This is a genomic window from Streptomyces sp. NPDC090499 (assembly GCF_044769305.1).
Taxonomy (GTDB): Bacteria; Actinomycetota; Actinomycetes; order Streptomycetales; family Streptomycetaceae; genus Streptomyces.
This window is the reverse complement of sequence record NZ_JBIVXP010000023.1, coordinates 131,030-144,732: the sequence shown is the minus strand read 5'-3', so window position 1 is coordinate 144,732 and position 13,703 is coordinate 131,030. Positions and strand designations below refer to the sequence as shown.

At 72.7% G+C, this 13,703-nt stretch carries 12 protein-coding genes; 8 read left to right on the top strand and 4 right to left on the bottom strand.

The window, feature by feature from the left end; translation table 11 throughout:
- A partial coding sequence (locus ACIQVL_RS45430; protein ID WP_403478455.1) for an AMP-binding protein occupies positions 1-1,040 on the bottom strand: 1,040 nt, incomplete at its 3' end.
- Positions 1,041-1,402: 362 nt separating this feature from the next.
- Positions 1,403-3,790 carry a SulP family inorganic anion transporter gene (locus ACIQVL_RS45425; RefSeq protein WP_403478454.1) on the bottom strand — a complete coding sequence of 796 codons (2,388 nt, stop codon included), beginning with the start codon at positions 3,788-3,790 and terminating at the stop codon, positions 1,403-1,405.
- Between the two features lie 281 nt (positions 3,791-4,071).
- On the opposite strand from ACIQVL_RS45425, the gene ACIQVL_RS45420 reads away from it, so the two are divergent.
- The gene (locus ACIQVL_RS45420) at positions 4,072-5,334 is read left to right on the top strand and encodes a hypothetical protein (protein ID WP_403442161.1); all 1,263 of its coding nucleotides are present in this window, start codon (positions 4,072-4,074) and stop codon (positions 5,332-5,334) included.
- A 25-nt stretch (positions 5,335-5,359) separates the two neighbouring features.
- Here the strand turns inward: ACIQVL_RS45420 and ACIQVL_RS45415 are convergent, their stop codons facing one another.
- Positions 5,360-6,340, bottom strand: a complete 981-nt coding sequence (locus tag ACIQVL_RS45415; RefSeq protein ID WP_403478453.1) for an ATP-binding protein — start codon at positions 6,338-6,340, stop codon at positions 5,360-5,362.
- A 100-nt stretch (positions 6,341-6,440) separates the two neighbouring features.
- On the opposite strand from ACIQVL_RS45415, the gene ACIQVL_RS45410 reads away from it, so the two are divergent.
- Positions 6,441-7,265, top strand: coding sequence for a Fic family protein (locus tag ACIQVL_RS45410; RefSeq protein ID WP_403478452.1), 825 nt, complete (start codon positions 6,441-6,443; stop codon positions 7,263-7,265).
- A gap of 396 nt (positions 7,266-7,661) precedes the next feature.
- Here ACIQVL_RS45410 and ACIQVL_RS45405 read toward each other — a convergent pair whose 3' ends face one another.
- On the bottom strand, positions 7,662-8,486 hold the full coding sequence (locus ACIQVL_RS45405; protein WP_403442153.1) for an HAD family hydrolase: 825 nt from the start codon (positions 8,484-8,486) through the stop codon (positions 7,662-7,664).
- 582 nt (positions 8,487-9,068) lie between these two features.
- Here ACIQVL_RS45405 and ssd point away from each other — a divergent pair.
- From ssd to ACIQVL_RS45375, 6 genes are all read left to right on the top strand, one after another.
- Positions 9,069-10,169 (top strand): septum site-determining protein Ssd, encoded by a 1,101-nt coding sequence (ssd, locus tag ACIQVL_RS45400; RefSeq protein WP_403478451.1) that lies wholly within the window; start codon positions 9,069-9,071, stop codon positions 10,167-10,169.
- On the top strand, positions 10,166-11,347 hold the full coding sequence (locus tag ACIQVL_RS45395) for a TadA family conjugal transfer-associated ATPase (protein WP_403478450.1): 1,182 nt from the start codon (positions 10,166-10,168) through the stop codon (positions 11,345-11,347). Before ssd ends, ACIQVL_RS45395 begins: the two co-directional genes overlap by 4 nt.
- Positions 11,348-11,397: 50 nt before the next feature.
- Positions 11,398-12,258 carry a type II secretion system F family protein gene (locus ACIQVL_RS45390; protein ID WP_403478449.1) on the top strand — a complete coding sequence of 287 codons (861 nt, stop codon included), beginning with the start codon at positions 11,398-11,400 and terminating at the stop codon, positions 12,256-12,258.
- Positions 12,255-13,061, top strand: coding sequence for a type II secretion system F family protein (locus ACIQVL_RS45385; protein ID WP_403478448.1), 807 nt, complete (start codon positions 12,255-12,257; stop codon positions 13,059-13,061). Before ACIQVL_RS45390 ends, ACIQVL_RS45385 begins: the two co-directional genes overlap by 4 nt.
- Positions 13,062-13,138: 77 nt before the next feature.
- Positions 13,139-13,327 carry a DUF4244 domain-containing protein gene (locus ACIQVL_RS45380; RefSeq protein ID WP_393815286.1) on the top strand — a complete coding sequence of 63 codons (189 nt, stop codon included), beginning with the start codon at positions 13,139-13,141 and terminating at the stop codon, positions 13,325-13,327.
- 28 nt (positions 13,328-13,355) lie between these two features.
- Positions 13,356-13,685 (top strand): TadE family type IV pilus minor pilin, encoded by a 330-nt coding sequence (locus ACIQVL_RS45375; RefSeq protein ID WP_403478447.1) that lies wholly within the window; start codon positions 13,356-13,358, stop codon positions 13,683-13,685.
- Positions 13,686-13,703 lie beyond the last annotated feature (18 nt).

The following is a 13,703-nucleotide window of genomic DNA, read 5'->3' as shown; positions in this document are numbered from 1 at the left end:
ACGATCTCCCAGAACCGGCCCTGGTGCGGGGTGTCCGGGGTGCCCTCGTACATCACCTGCGTCGCGCCGTTGGCCAGCGGCCCGTACACGATGTACGAGTGGCCGGTCACCCAGCCGACGTCGGCCGTGCACCAGTACACGTCCGTCTCCGGCTTCAGGTCGAACACCGCCCAGTGCGTGTACGACGCCTGGGTGAGGTAGCCGCCCGAGGTGTGCAGGATGCCCTTCGGCTTACCCGTCGTGCCGGACGTGTAGAGGATGAAGAGCGGGTGCTCGGCGTCGAAGGCCTCCGGCGTGTGCTCGGCCGACTGCCGCTCGACGATCTCGTCCCACCACACGTCCCGCGAGTCGTCCCAGGCCACTTCCTGCCCGGTGCGGCGCACGACCAGCACGTGCTCGACGTTGCCCGCCTTGCCGACCGCCTCGTCCACGGCCGGCTTCAGCGCGGCCGGCTTGCCGCGCCGGTAACCGCCGTCGGAGGTGATGACGACCCTCGCGTCCGCGTCCTGGATACGGGTGGCCAGTGCGTCCGCCGAGAAGCCGCCGAAGACGACGGAGTGCGCCGCGCCGATCCGGGCGCAGGCGAGCATCGCGATCGCCGTCTCCGGGATCATCGGCATGTAGACCGCGACCCGGTCGCCCTTCTGAACTCCGAGCTCCAGCAGGGCGTTGGCCGCCCGGGAGACCTCGTCCTTCAGCTCGGCGTAGGTGATCGCGCGGCTGTCGCCCGGCTCGCCCTCGAAGTGGATGGCGACCCGGTCACCGTGCCCGGCCTCCACATGCCGGTCCACGCAGTTGTACGCGACGTTGAGCTCGCCGTCCTTGAACCACTTGGCGAACGGCGGGTTCGACCAGTCCAGCGTCTCGGTCGGCTCCTTGGCCCAGGTCAGGCGGCGGGCCTGCGCGGCCCAGAAGCCGAGCCTGTCAGCCTTGGCCTGTTCGTACGCCTCGGCCGTGACATTGGCGTTCTCGGCCAGGTCAGCGGGCGGCGCGAAGCGTCGCTCCTCCCTCAAGAGGTTGGCCAGGCTTTCGTTGCTCACGACATCTCCCTTTCGAAGGGTGTCCGTTGTGTCCCAGGCCACAGCTCATCAGACCTGGGGCCCCGGTGACAAGGGCCGCCGAACAATTGGTTTAGACCTATCAGGGTCCGGCGGGGCAGGGTACGGCGGGGGTGCCGCACGGGTGCCGCGGCGCGACCGCCGCGGTCGGGCACGCTGAGCCTGCCAGGGTCCGGCGTGCCGGTGCACACCGGACCCGCCGATGCGTACCGACTCAGCCGACCCAGCCGACCCAGCCGACTCAGCCGACTCAGCCGACTCAGCCGACTCAGCCGACTCAGCCGATGCCGCCGACCTCGCCGATGCCGGCCGTGTGGCGGCGGCGGGCCCGGTCATCGCGTCGCTCACGCCGGGCTGGGCAGCTCCTCCGTACCGGGCACGCCCTCGAACACCCCTCCCTCCCCGTCCGCACCGCCCCGGCGCAGCAGGTACGCCTGCGCCTCGCCCACATCGAAGTACATCCCGTGCAGCTCCAGCGCACCCGCCGCCAGCGCCCGCGTCACGGAGTCGTGCGCCCGCAGGTGCTCCAACTGCTGGACCACGTTGGTCAGGCACAGCCGCTCCACCGTGTCCGCCGCCGCCCGCCCGGCCAGCCGGGCCCCCGCTCCGCCCTCGTCGGCCAGCCGCGCCAGGCTCGGCAGCCCGTGCCGCAGCCAGCGCCCGAGCGGGGTCGCCGCACCCCCGGTCCCGGAGCCGAGCAGCGCCTGCATCGCCCCGCACCCGGAGTGCCCGCACACCGTGATGGACCGCACCTTCAGCACGTCCACCGCGTACTCGATCGCGGCCGCCACCGAGTCGTCGCCGTTCTCCTCACCCGGAAGAGGGACCAGGTTGCCGACGTTGCGGACCACGAACAGGTCACCGGGACCACTGGAGGTGATCATCGAGGTGACGAGCCGGGAGTCGGCGCAGGTGAGGAAGAGCTGCGACGGCCGCTGCCCCTCGCGCGCCAGCCGGGCCAGCTCCGCCCGGACCAGGGGAGCGGTGTCCCGCTGGAACGCGCTGATCCCGCGGGCGAGTTCATGACCCGTGCCGGCCGATCTCCCGTGCCGACGCCAGGGACCGTGACCCGCACGCGCGCCGGGACCGTGACCCGTGTGCGGCTCGGCGCGGCGGCCGGGCTCCGGTCTGTGGCCGTACTCCGGTGCGCGGACGCCCGCGCGGCAGCCGGTCAGTTCGGCGGAGCCGCCCTGCGCGGTGTGGGCCCTGCGCCAGTCCCGCAGCGACTCGTACGCCGCGTGGTCCATGAACGAACCGTCCAACTCCACCACGGCGCGGGCACCTTGGGGTACGAGATGCAGGACTCTGCTGAGCCGGGGCACCGCGAGGAACGTGAGCTGTCCTCTTACGTGTACGTGATGGACTCCTTCCTTCTCTTCGTGGGTGATGCGGGTGCGGGTGAGGCGGTGCAGGGCGACGGCGACGGCCACGGAGACCCCGAGGACCACGCCCTCCAAGACGCCGATGAGGGCCACCCCGAGCGTGGTGACGGCGTACACCAGCACTTCTCGGTGGCGGGTCACCGTGCGGATGTGGTGCAGGGACACCATCTGGATGCCGACGGCCATCACCAGGGCGGCCAGCGAGGCGAGCGGGATGAGATCCAGCACCGGGACCATCAGCAGCGCGGCGACTACTACGAAAACGCCGTGCAGCATCGTGGAGTTCCGGCTCACGGCACCGGATTGCACATTCGCCGAACTCCGTACCGCGACCCCCGCGACCGGCAGCCCGCCGAGCGCCCCCGACACGATGTTGGCCGCGCCCTGACCGAGCAGCTCCCGATCCAGGTCGGAGCGGCCGAGCCGGGACTGGGGTCCGGTGCGGCCGGCCACCAGTTTGTCCACGGCGACCGCACCCAGCAGTGACTGCACGCTGCACACCAGCGTGGTGGTGAGCACGGCGGCGACGAGGCCGAGTGCCGGCCCTTCGGGCAGCCCGGCCAGGGCGTGACTGCTCCAGGACGGCAGGTCGACCCGGGGCAGGGAGAGCCCGGTGAGCGCGGCGGTCGCGGTGGCACCGGCGACGGCGACCAGGGCGGCCGGGATCGTGTGCAGCAGGCGGCCCGCTCTGCCCGGGATCCGGGGCCAGCCCAGCAGCAGGGCCAGAGTCAGTGCGCTCATCGCGACGGCGGCCGGGTGCAGGTTCGCCAACTGGGCGGGCAGCGCACGGACGTTGGCGAGGACCGAGCTCTGCGGGGTGCCGCCGAGGACGATGTGCAGCTGGGCGACGGCGATGGTGACGCCGATGCCGGCGAGCATGCCGTGCACCACGGCCGGGCTGACGGCGAGCGCGGTGCGGGCCACGCGCAGGCAGCCCAGGCCCAGTTGGGCCAGCCCGGCGAGGACGGTGATGCCGCAGGTGGCCCGCCAGCCGTACCGGTGGATCAGGTCGGCGGTGACCACGGTGAGGCCGGCGGCGGGGCCGCTGACCTGGAGCGGACAGCCGCCGAGCCGTCCGGCGACCAGGCCGCCGACGGCCGCCGCGACCAGGCCGGCCTGGAGCGGGGCGCCGGTGGCGAGGGCGATGCCGAGGGAGAGCGGCAGGGCGATCAGGAACACCGCGACGGCCGCGGACAGGTCGGCGCCCGCGACGGAGAAGCGGCGGCGCGGCGGCGTCGGCGCGGGGGGCGGGTGCTGCGGCTGCCGGTCGGCGCCGGTGACGGCCTTGGGAGTTGTGGCCCGGGCCAGGCCGAGGCCCTCGGGGTGGGTGGGTACGCAGGCTGATGACATGTTTCCCGTCTCCTCCGGGGCGGCGCGGTCGCGGATCTGGGCGGGATGAACCAAAGTTCAGTAAATGAATCGTAATGCAGGGTAAAGGTCGGGCATGGATTTTCTTCGCAAATGGGGCATCCATTCACCTCAATGGATGAAGTGAGCAGTTCATCGGCTTGTCGTATTAATCCCTCTCTCGGTCCTATGCGATCTTGGCCGCGCTGTCGGCAGATACCCGGCACATCGCCATGAAACGCCGTCACCGGCGTTAGCCGAGAGAAGGAAGAAGGTGAGCGGAATTGGCCGCCACCCAGAGGATTGCGGTCGGTGCCGTGGCCGCCGCGGCCTGTGCCGCGTCGGTCGCCGGTTGTGCGACCGGTACCAACTCCGAACAAGGGGCGCCCGGACCGCAGAAGGGAGCGCCGGCGCCCCAGAGCGTGGTCCGTCTGATCGGCGACGGGTCCACCGCGTACACCGGGGCGCAGCCGCATCTGCCCCGGCCCGAGCGGCTCAAGGCCGGTGAGAAGCCACCGCAGTTCGTGGTGTTCTCCTGGGACGGCTCGGGCGAGGACAGCCAGAAGCTGTTCTCGCACTTCCGCAAGGTCGCCAAGGAGAACCACGCGAACATGACGTTCTTCCTCAGCGGTGTCTACATGCTGCCCGAGGAGAAGCGCGACCTGTACCGGCCCCCGCAGCACTCACCCGGCAGCTCCGAGATCGGCTTCAACGACGAGCAGGGCATCACCGACACGGTCAAGCAGCTACGGCTGGCCTGGCTGGAGGGCAACGAGATCGGCACCCACTTCAACGGGCACTTCTGCGGCCCCGACGGCGGGGTCGGCGAGTGGTCGGTGGCCGAGTGGAAGAGCGAGATCGCCCAGGCCAAGCAGTTCGTGAAGACCTGGAAGACCAACACCGGCATGAAGAACGCCGCACCGCTGCCCTTCGACTACGACAAGGAGCTCATCGGCGCCCGCACCCCCTGCCTGGAAGGGCAGAAGAACTTCGTGAAGGCGGCGAGCCAACTGGGCTTCCGCTACGACACCAGTGGCGTCAACAACCAGGTCTGGCCCAAGAAGAGGGAGGGGCTGTGGGACCTGTCGATGCAGCTCGTCCCCTTCCCCGGCCACACCTACGAGCAGTTGACCATGGACTACAACTTCATGGTCAACCAGTCCGGCACGTCGACCCAGGGTGACCCCGACAAGTACGACTACTGGGGCGACCAGATGCGCGACGGGCTGCTCCAGGGCTTCAACCGGGCCTACAACGGCAACCGTGCACCGCTCGTCATCGGCAACCACTTCGAGTCCTGGAACGGCGGCACCTACATGCGCGCCCTCGACGAGGTCGTCGCGGACGTCTGCAACAAGCCCGAGGTGCGCTGTGTCTCCTTCCACCAGCTGGCCGACTGGCTGGACGCCCAGGACCCGCAGGTCCTGGCGAGGCTGCGCACCCTGAACGTGGGCGAGGCCCCGCGGCAGGGCTGGGAGTCCTTCCTGTCCGGCCGCCCCGCCCCGGCACCGAAGGGGGTGCCCGGGGCGCCGGCCGTCAAGCAGTAGGCGCGGAGCCGGAGCCCGCCGCCCGTCAGGCGGGGGCGGTCACTCCCTCGCCGAGCACGAAGCCGGGGTCGATCTGCGCCGCCAGGTCGGCCCCGGTGCGCTCGTTCCCCCACGACAGGGCGTTCTTCAGGTGGAAGTGGACCATCTGCCGGGTGTAGCGCTCCCAGTCCCGCAGTTGGTACGTCGCGTCGGTGGCCACCTTCAGGGCGCGAAGGGCGCGGGAGTTGGGGGTCTCCAGGAGCTCGAACCGGGGCGGTCGGCCCTTCTCCATGGCGCGCACCCAGTCCGAGTGCCCGACCGTGACCAGCAGGTCGTCCCCGACCTCCGAGCGCAGGAAGTCGATGTCCTCCTGCCCCTGCACCTTGTTGCCCACGACCTTCAGGACGACGCCGAAGTCCCGGGCGTACTCCTTGTACTGGCGGTAGACGGAGACCCCCTTCCGGGTCGGCTCGGCGACGAGGAACGTGATGTCGAAGCGGGTGAACATGCCGGAGGCGAAGGAGTCCGAGCCCGCCGTCATGTCCACCACGACGTACTCGTCGGGGCCGTCGACGAGGTGGTTCAGGAACAGCTCCACCGCCCCCGTCTTGGAGTGGTAGCAGGAGACCCCCAGGTCGGCGTCCGTGAAGGGCCCGGTGACCATCAAACGGACGGCGCCGCCGTCGAGTTCCACCGGCCGCGCACAGGCGTCGTACACCGGATTGGGCTCCCGCACCCGGACCAGGCGTGAACCCTCGCCGGGCGGGGTGGTCTTGATCATCGTCGCGGCGGAGGCGATGCGCGGGTTGTGGCCGCGCAGGTAGTCCTTGATCAGAGAGAGCCGCTCGCCCATCGCGGGCAGTGCCTCCGCCTCCGCCTCGTCGAGGCCGAGCGCCGGGCCCAGGTGCTGGTTGATGTCGGCGTCGACTGCGACGACCGGCGCGCCGACGGCCGCGAGATGGCGGATGAACAGGGAGGAGAGCGTGGTCTTGCCGCTGCCGCCCTTCCCGACGAAAGCAATTTTCATGTTCACGAAGGGTAGTCGCATAGTGGCTTAACGTGTCATACGGAGTGAAGAAGACCACTCCTTCGTGGAGCCCCGGGGCGGGGTGCGTACTGTCGTACTCATGAGTACGACTGGTGCGACCGCCGATCCGCTCGCGGCCCTGGGCGCGCTGCCCGGGGTGGCCGAGTCCGTGGAGTCCGTGCGCAAGGCCGTGGACCGGGTCTACGGGCACCGGGTCATGCGGCGCCGTAGCAACGCCGTCACCTCGGAGGCCGCGCTGCGGGCCGCCCGGGGCAGTGCCGCACTGTCCGGTGCCGACTGGGCGCTGGAGGAGGTGCGGCGGCGCTCCGACTTCGGTGTGGACGACGACGCGCGCGTGGTCGGCGCGGCCCTGCGGCTGACCGCGGAGGCGGGCCAGCTGCTGTCCATCTGGCGCCAGTCGCCGCTGCGGGTGCTTGCCCGGCTGCACCTCGTGGCGACCGCGACGGGCGGCGACGAGGTCGGCAGGCCGCGCCGGGCCGGCGAGGCCGTCGACGAGCCGCTGGTGGAGCTGGCGCTGCCGGCCGCCGACGAGGTGTCGGGGCGCCTGGAGGGGCTCTCCGAACTGATCGTCGCGGGGAGCGAGGCGCCCGCGCTGGTGACGGCGGCCGTGGTGCACGGCGAACTGCTTGCGCTGCGGCCCTTCACCTCGGGCAACGGGCTGGTCGCGCGCGCGGCCGAGCGGATCGTGCTGATCGCCAGCGGCCTCGACCCCAAGGCCGTCTGCCCCGCCGAGGTAGGCCACGCCGAACTGGGCCGTGCCTCCTATCTGGCGGCTCTGGACGGCTATGTCTCAGGCACTCCGGAAGGGATGGCGGCCTGGATCGCGCACTGCGGGCGCGCGGTGGAACTCGGCGTGCGCGAGTCGACGGCGGTGTGCGAGGCGCTGCAGCGCGGGGCGGCGTAGGAGCCGGGACCGGGCGGACGGCCGCGCGGGGCTCCGGAAAAGGGTTGCGGCGGTACGAGATCTCGTACCGCCGCTGGCATGCTCACCGGGTTACCAAGCGTCCTCGATATGTCGCCCATCAGGTCGGGAACTTTGCCCGTCACCTGGTGCGGCTGGCCCGTAATCGACGGGTCGACGTCGCGTGGGTGCCTAGTGTCCATGCTGGGTCCGTGGGGCCAAATGCGTTTTAAAGGTGATCCTCTCGGATGTCCTTTGGTCTCGCGGGCCGCTAACCCCTTTGTACTGCAAGCCCGGAGCAAGCGGAACCCCTGCCTGCAGTTCTTTACTTTTGGGTTCAAACACGCACCAAAGGGGCGCGCTTAGGCCGAGCGGGTGAAGAGGGCCTGGGGTGCCGGTTCAGGCGACCGTGCTCCGGCGCCGGCTCGCGTACCAGACCAGGCCCGCAGTGGCGGCCGCCGCTCCTATGGCCGCCGCGGCGACCAGGGCCGGCCGCGGGGGCGCGGAGATCCGCTGCTTGAGCCGTACCGGCCGGTGGAAGTCCAGGATCGGCCAGCCGCGGGCGAGGGCCTCGCGGCGCAGCGTGCGGTCCGGGTTCACGGCGTGCGGATGCCCGACGGCCTGGAGCATCGGCAGGTCGGTCGCCGAGTCGCTGTAGGCGTAGCTGCGGTCGAGGTCGTACCCCTCGGAGGCGGCCAGCTCGCGGACGGCCTCGGCCTTGGTCGGCCCGTACGCGTAGTACTCCACCTCGCCGGTGTAGCAGCCGTCGTCGCCGACGACCATGCGGGTGGCCACCACCCGGTCGGCGCCGAGGAGTTCGCCGATCGGCTCGACCACCTCGGCGCCCGAGGTGGAGACGATGACTACGTCCCGGCCGGCCTTGTGGTGCTCCTCGATGAGGGAGGCCGCCTCGTCGTAGATGATCGGGTCGATCAGGTCGTGCAGGGTCTCGGCGACGATCTCCTTGACCTGCTGGACATTCCAGCCACGGACGAGGCCGGACAGGTATGCGCGCGTGCGCTCCATCTGGTCGTGGTCCATACCGCCGACCAGGAAGACGAACTGGGAGTACGCGTTGCGCAGCGCCGCCCTGCGGTTGATCAGACCGCCTTGGTAGAACGACTTGCTGAACGTGAGCGTGCTCGACTTCGCAATGACCGTCTTGTCCAGGTCAAAGAAGGCTGCTGTGCGGGGCGAGGAGTGGTTTTCCACGCCCCCGAGCATAGGCGCCCACCATTCGGCGTAAGGTGGGGCGCGTGGGTTTGCCTGAGAGGGCTCTCGGGTACACCATGGAAGTCACGGATCGTTCGCGACCGTGCTAACGCGGTCCGGCTCCTCCCCCCCCGAGTCGGCCGTGAAGACGACCCCCACTCTCCCCCCCGGTGGGGGTCGTCGCATGTCCGGACGGGTTTTTCCTCCTCTCTCGCGGGCCGTGAGGCCAGGCTGGGCGGCTTCGGCCGCCCTTTTCGCATACCCATGATCCGTCACGTTGAGTAGTCGTGACGCTGCGCTGTGGAAGCCGCGCAGAGCCCGGAACGGGCCTCACCGGTATGGGTGACGGCGATATTCACAACCATCGAGTTGTCCACAGTTTTGGACCAAGATCCACACGATTTCCGGGTTCGCTGCACCGTGATTCCAGCGCGCTCCGGCGGCGGCGAGTTCATGGCCGGTTCCGTTTGTCGGGCGCCAATGGCCGGTTTCTGTCGGCCGTGCATATGGAGCCGCTTGCCGGTTCTTCGCACGTTTGGGAATCGCGTGGCCGCAGGGGCCATGCGGGAGAACGCAGCCAAGGGGGAAGCTCACGTGGCCGGAACCGTCACCCACGACCCGCCGTCCGCCGCCTCGGGACGGCCCGGACGCCCGATGATCGTCACCGAGGACGCCGAACTCCTCGACGACCTGCTCCGCCTGTGCGCCGCGGCGGGCGCCAAACCCGAAGTCCACCACGGCCCGCCGGAACGCGGCGGCGGCTGGGAGTCCGCCCCGCTGGTCCTGGTCGGCGACGACGCCGCACGACGGGTGCGCGGGGCCGCCCGCAGGCGCGGGGTGGTCCTGGTGGGCCTCGACCAGGACGACCCCGACGTGTGGAAACGGGCCGTGGAGATCGGCGCGGACCACGTCCTGATGCTGCCCGACGGCGAGCAGTGGCTCGTGGACCGGATCGCCGACGTCGTCGAGGGCGTGGGCCGCCCGGCCCTCACCGTCGGCGTCATCGGCGGCCGGGGCGGGGCCGGCGCCTCCACGCTGGCGTGCGCGCTCGCCGTCACCTCCGCGCGGGAGGGACTGCGCACCCTGCTGGTGGACGCGGATCCGCTGGGCGGCGGAATCGACGTACTCCTCGGCGGCGAGACCGCCGAGGGCCTGCGCTGGCCCGCCTTCGCCGCCTCGCGGGGCAGGCTCGGCAGCGGCGCCCTGGAGGAGTCCCTGCCCGAGCTGCACGCGCTGCGGATCCTCAGCTGGGACCGCGGCGACTGCGTGGCGATCCCGCCGCCCGCCGTCCGCGCGGTGCTCGCCGCAGCCCGGCGGCGCGGCGGCACGGTCGTCGTCGACCTCCCGCGCCGCCTGGACGACGAGGTCGCCGAGGTCCTCACCCAGCTCGACCTCGCCGTCCTGGTGGTCCCCGCCGAACTCCGCGCCGTCGCCGCGGCCGGCCGGGTGGCGGCCACCGTCGGCATGGTCGTGCGCGACCTCAGGGTGGCGGTACGCGGACCGTACGCGCCGGGTCTGGACGACCGCGAGGTGGCCCGGCTGCTCGGCCTGCCGCTGGCCGGGGAAGTACCCGCCGAACCCGGCCTGTCCCGCCCGAACCGCAAACCACCCGGGGCCGTCCCCCGCGGACCGCTGGCCCGCTTCTGCAAGGGCTTCTGGGAACGCACCCTGGTCGAGGCCGGCGGTGTCGCATGAGGCCCGGCACCGCGGGCGCGGACGGCCCGGCCCTGCTCGACGGGGTACGGCGCTGGCTCGCCGAGAGCGGCGCCGAACCGACACCCGCGCGGGTGGCACAGGCACTGCGCGCCCAGGGGCGGGTCCTCGGCGACGCCGAAGTCCTCGGCGCGGCCGAGCGGCTCCGATCCGAACTGGTCGGCAGCGGACCTCTGGAGCCCCTGCTCGCCGACCCCACGGTCACCGACGTCCTGGTGACCGCCCCGGACCGGGTCTGGGTGGACCGCGGCGGCGGCCTGGAACTCACCCCGGTCGCCTTCCCGGACGCGGCGGCGGTACGGCGCCTCGCGCAGCGGCTGGCCGCGGTGGCCGGCCGGCGCCTGGACGACGCGCGTCCCTGGGCGGACGCCCGGCTGCCCGACGGCACCCGCCTGCACGCGGTCCTGCCTCCGGTGGCCGTCGGCTGCACCTGCCTGTCCCTGCGGGTGGTCCGCCCGCGGGCGTTCACCCTCGACGAACTGGTCGCGGCCGGGACCGTGCCCCCGGGCGGCGACCGGATCCTGCGGGCCCTCCTCGCGGCCCGACTGTCCTTCCTGGTCAGCGGTGGTACGGGCACGGGCAAGACAACCCTCCTGAGCGCCCTTCTGAGCCTCGTCGGCCCCGGCGAGCGGATCGTGCTCGCCGAGGACTCGGCGGAGCTCAGGCCCGAACACCCGCACGTCGTACGGCTGGAGACCAGACCCGCCAACCAGGAGGGGGCCGGCCTCGTCACCCTGGAGGACCTGGTCCGGCAGGCCCTGCGGATGCGGCCCGACCGACTCGTCGTCGGCGAGGTCCGCGGGCCCGAGGTGGTGGACCTGCTGGCCGCGCTCAACACCGGTCACGAGGGCGGCTGCGGCACCGTGCACGCCAACGCGGCCGCGGACGTGCCGGCCCGCCTGGAGGCCCTCGGCACGGCCGCCGGGCTCGACCGGGTCGCTCTGCACAGCCAGCTCGCCGCCGCGCTGTCGGTGGTGCTGCACCTGGTACGGGACCGCGCGGGCCGGCGGCGGATCGCCGAGGTGCACGTCCTGGAGCGGGACTCGGCCGGGCTGGTGCGCACGGTACCGGCACTGCGCTGGGACGCGGCGGCGTTCGCGCGGGAGCAGGGGTGGGAGCGGCTGCGGGGGATGCTCTGCGGTGACGTGGGGGAGCCGTGAGCTCCGGTCCGAAGTGACGTCAGTGATCAGTGACTTGAAAGGGGTGTGTGATGGGTGAGACGACGATCGGTGCGGCCCTGGTGTGCGGTGGGGTCATGGCCTGGCTGCTGGCCGAGCGGCACCGTGAGGTACGGCGGACGCGGCTGCTGCTCGCCGGCGGCGGGGTGGTGGCCACCGGGCCGCCCTCCTGGGAGCAGGCGCTCGGGGAACTGCGGCGGCTGCGCGGCCGTTGGCGGGGTGAGTGGTGGGCCCTGGCCGCCGGCTTCGCGCTCGCGCTCCTCGCCGCCTCGGTCCTTCCGGCCCTCGCGGGGGCGGCCGGGGTGCCGGTGCTGCGCCGGGTGCGGCTGGCCCGGCAGGCGCGGCGGACCCGGCAGGCGCGCGCCGACGCGGTGATCGCGCTGTGCGGGGCGCTCGCCGGTGAGGTGCGCGCGGGACGGCAGCCGGGTGAGGCGCTGCTGCGGGCCGCACGGGACTCCGGCGGGCTCGGCGAGGCCCGGCCGGCCGTGGTCGCGGCGGCCCGCTTCGGCGGGGACGTGCCGGGGGCGCTGGCGCTGGCGGCGCGGCAGCCGGGCGCCGACGGCCTGCTGGGGCTCGCGGCCTGCTGGCGGGTGGCGGTCGACCAGGGCGCCGGACTCGCGGCCGGTCTCGACCGCCTGGACGCCGCCCTGCGTGCCGAGCGCGATCAACGCGCGGATCTGCGGGCCCAGTTGTCGGGTGCTCGGGCCACCGCGGTGCTGCTCGCCGCGCTGCCCGCCCTCGGTCTGCTGCTCGGCTCGGCCATGGGTGCCGACCCGCTGCGGGTGCTGCTGCACACCGGGGCGGGCCTGGGCTGCCTGGCCGTGGGTGCGGTGTTCGAGGGCGCCGGGATGTGGTGGGCGGCTCGGATCGTGCGGGGAGCCGAGGCGGCATGAGCGCGGAGGTTGTCCACAGGCTGGGGGTGACGGTCGCGGTGCTGATGGCCCTGGGCTGGTCGGCATGGCGGCTGGAGCGGGCGCGGCGCAGGCGCTGGGCCCGGCGGAAGGTGGCCGAACTGCTCGGCCTGGAGCGCCTGGAGCGCCTGGAGCGGCTGGAGCCGGCGGAGAAGCACTCCGCCGTCAGCGGTGCCGTCCGCGGCTGGCTGCCGGTCGTCGGGGTGGTGTGCGGCGGCTGGGTGCTGGTCGGCGGGGTCGTCGGGGTGCTGCTGGGGCTGGGCGTCGCGGCGGGGCTGTGGCGTTGGCGGAGCGGGGCGGGCAGCCTCGACCGGACGGCTGAGGCGGAGGCGGCCGAGGCCGCCCGTCAACTCCCGCTCGCCGCCGACCTCCTGGCCGCCTGCATCGCCGCCGGGGCCGGTCCGGTGGTCGCCGCCCAGGCCGTCGGAGAGGCGCTCGGCGGGCCTGTCGGGGAGGCGCTGGCGCGGGGCGCGGCGGAGGTGCGGCTGGGCGGCGAACCGGCTGTCGCCTGGCGGCGGTTGGCGGGACTGCCGGGTGCCGCCGCCCTGGCCCGGCTGCTCGCACGCGCGGACGAGTCCGGGATGCCGGCGGCCGCCCCCGTCGCCCGGCTCGCCGCGGACGCCCGTGCCGACTGGGCGAGGAGTGCGACCGCACGGGCCCGACGGGCGGCGGTGCTGATCTCGGCGCCGGTCGGGCTGTGCTTCCTGCCCGCGTTCATCGCGGTCGGTGTGCTGCCCGTGGTGATCGGACTCGCGGGCGGGGTGCTCCGAGGGGGTGGTGGCTGAAGGGCACGACAAGCGGGGCCGCCGACAGGAACTGAAGTGAGATCCAAGCGAATTCAAGCTGGTTCGAGGGAGTCGAAATGCGTGAGATGTGTTGGAAGATGTGGAAGCTGGGGCGCCGGGACGCCGGAATGGTCACCTCCGAGTATGCGATGGGGATCATCGCAGCCGTCGGGTTCGCCGCGGTCCTCTACGCGGTCGTGACGAGCGGGCAGGTCAGCGCGGAGCTCCAGGCCATCGTGAAACGAGCCCTCAGTGCGCGGATGTGAGCGGGGGCGCGGGGCGGACCGGGGGTTCGTGACCGCGGAGGCGGCCGTGGTGCTGCCGGTGCTGGTGGCGTTCACGATGGCACTGGTGTGGGGGCTGCTCGTGGTGGCCGCCCAGATCCGGTGCGTGGACGCCGCCCGCACCGGGGCACGGGCCGCGGCGCGGCAGGACGCCGAGGACGCGGTGATCGCGGTGGCGAAGGAGGCGGCGCCGGACGGGGCGAGGGTGACGGTGGGGCGGGAGGGTGACCTGGTGCGGGTGACGGTGGTGGCGAGGCCGCCGGTGCTGGGCGCGTTGCCGTTCGAGGTGCGGGAGTCGGCGGTGGCACTCGCGGAGGGGCCGACGGGGGCGGGGCGGTGAGGGGGCGTGCGGTGGCCT